At 37.8% G+C, this 2480-nt stretch carries 2 protein-coding genes; both read left to right on the plus strand.

What is annotated here, in order from left to right; translation table 11 throughout:
* The first annotated feature begins 133 nt into the window (after window positions 1–133).
* A complete protein-coding gene (gene istA / locus ACFX4W_RS01785) occupies window positions 134–1681 on the plus strand; it encodes an IS21 family transposase (RefSeq protein ID WP_205663343.1) in 1548 nt (515 codons plus the stop codon).
* On the plus strand, window positions 1678–2436 hold the full coding sequence (gene istB, locus ACFX4W_RS01790) for an IS21-like element helper ATPase IstB (RefSeq protein ID WP_221817256.1): 759 nt from the start codon (window positions 1678–1680) through the stop codon (window positions 2434–2436). The genes istA and istB overlap by 4 nt, the downstream gene beginning before the upstream one ends.
* The last annotated feature ends 44 nt before the right edge of the window (window positions 2437–2480 follow it).

The raw sequence follows: 2480 nt of genomic DNA on the forward strand, positions 1-2480 counted from the left end.
TGTAAACGCTAGAATATAATTGACAGTTTTTGCTCAATGTAATTTTACACTTTTGCTTCAATAAGCTAGAACTCTAGTAAAATAATAGAATGTGTTATTTTACTGGGGGGACAGCGTCTTGGAGGAGAAGTTAATGCTTTATTTAAATATTCAACAACTACATCAACGGAAGTTTAAAGTATCTCAAATTGCACAGGAGCTCAAAGTATCAAGACCAACCGTTTATAAATATTTAAAAATGACATTTGAAGAGACAAAAGCATACATGGAACAGCTTCAAGGTAAAGGTAAGAAGTTGGATCCCTACAGGGATTGGATTATCGCTTGGCTTGAAGAATACCCTCATCTCAGTGCAGCACAAATCCACGATTGGCTCTTAGAGCGTTATCCCGATTTAGTTGTGGGCGAGAGTACAGTAAGAGCATATGTGAAAGAGATGCGGGAGATTTATCAGATTGAGAAAAAAGTAATAATTCGGCAATATGAAGCAATCCCTGAACAACCTATGGGTAAGCAAATCCAGGTGGATTGGGGAGAAACGAAACAGAAGACAACTGAAAAGAATGAAATCAAACTATATTTCATCGCTTTTGTCTTAGCTCACTCTCGATACAAATACATGGAGTGGCAGGACCGGCCTTTTACAACAAATGATGCCATTCGATGTCATGAAAATGCATTTCAATTTTACGGAGGACGTACAGAAGAAATTGTGTATGATCAGGATCGTTTAATTACAGTAAGCGAAAATTCAGGTCAGCTACTTTTAACTTCTGAGTTTCAAAGCTATGTAAATGAGCGTAAGTTTAAAGTTCATTTATGTCGTAAGGCAGACCCAGAATCAAAAGGAATGATTGAGAATGTTGTAAAGTACATAAAGGGAAATTTCGCAGATAGCCGAGTATTTAGCAATATTGAAGATTGGAATAACCGTGCGTTACAGTGGCTACATCGCACTGGAAATCAACATGTTCATCAGACAACGAAAAAAAGACCAGCTGAAGTGTTCCCCGTCGAAAAGCAACACTTACAGCCCGTCTCTTCACCACTTTCATATGAAAGCGTCATTACCCCAAGTATAACAAGGAATATTAGTAAGGACAATACAATACGGTTCAAATCAAACCGTTATTCCGTTCCTCTCGGAACGTATAGTGCAGCCTCTGATAATGAGGTTTTTATTGAAGTCACTTCGAGCCAACCGCCAACGCTGATTATCCGTAAACAGTTAGAGGGAGAAGTAATTGCTGAACATAGCATTAGTAATGAAAAGGGAAAGCTTATTCAACATCTACATCATATCCGGGATCGCTCAAAAGGTATTGAAGAATTTAAGAAACAACTGGTTTCACATTTTGAAGATCAGGAACGTGCAACTTTTTATTTAAATGAAATTTGTTTAAGATACCCACGGTATCGGCGTGATCAGCTCATAATTATTCAAAACGTCATTGAGAAATACCCAATGTGGATTGAAGACACTTTGACTAAATGCATCATAGATAAACTTTACAGCGCCAATGACTTTCGGGATATCGCAAACCATCAAGATGCATTACAAACTGAATGCACCCAAAAGGTGAAGCCTCCCTTTATAAAACATTCAGGTAAAGACAACATCATAGTGACAACTCGCTCCCTTACTGCTTACACAAGTATTTTAGGGGGTGAACCACAGTGAATAAGACTGTAAATGACTTGCAGGAGCACTTTCGCCAATTAAGGTTATCGGAAACAGCTGAGGAGCTACCAAAGCTCCTACGTGAGGCTGAAAAATCTTCTTGGACGTATTTAGAATTTCTTGAATCTATCACACGTTATGAACTGAGAAAACGTGAAGTAAAGAGTTTAGAAAGAAGAATGAAGTGGGCGCACTTCCCTTACGTGAAGTCATTAAGTGAATTTAATTTAGAAGAGCAAAGAGCTTTAACGGGGCGCCAATTGACCCAGCTCGCAGAGCTAAACTGGCTTGAGCAGCAGTATAATTTAATTTTATTGGGACCGCCAGGCGTTGGTAAAACATTTTTAGCAATCGGTTTGGGAATTGAGTCTATTCACAGAGGTTTCAACGTCTATTTCGTAACTATGGGTGAGCTTATTCATCTTTTAAAAACGGAAGAATTTCTAAATAAATCAAAAGTGCAGCTAAAGCGATTAAGAGGCGCCGATCTGGTCATTATTGATGATTTAATGTATATGGCAATGGATCAGCGAGAAGCAAATTTGTTTTTTCATTTAATTAATCATTTGTATGAACGAAGTTCCATCATTCTCACATCCAATAAAAGCCCTGAACAGTGGGGTGAATTAATGGGAGATCAAGGAATTACCACTGCAATTTTAGATCGTTTACTTCATCGTGTAGAAGTCATTCATATGGATGGAGATAGTTATCGAATGAAACATCGAAAAAGTGTATTTTCAGCAGAAGTGTAAAAAGCAAATAAGCAAAAAGTGTAAAATTCGACTTGACGTCTACA

The organism is Priestia sp. YIM B13489 (genome assembly GCF_042787645.1).
GTDB lineage: Bacteria > Bacillota > Bacilli > Bacillales > Bacillaceae_H > Priestia > Priestia megaterium.

What these genes read in the sequence shown, in the direction of transcription:
- istA (WP_205663343.1), top strand. Translation starts at nt 134, where the DNA reads ATGCTTTATTTAAATATTCAACAACTACATCAACGGAAGTTTAAAGTA.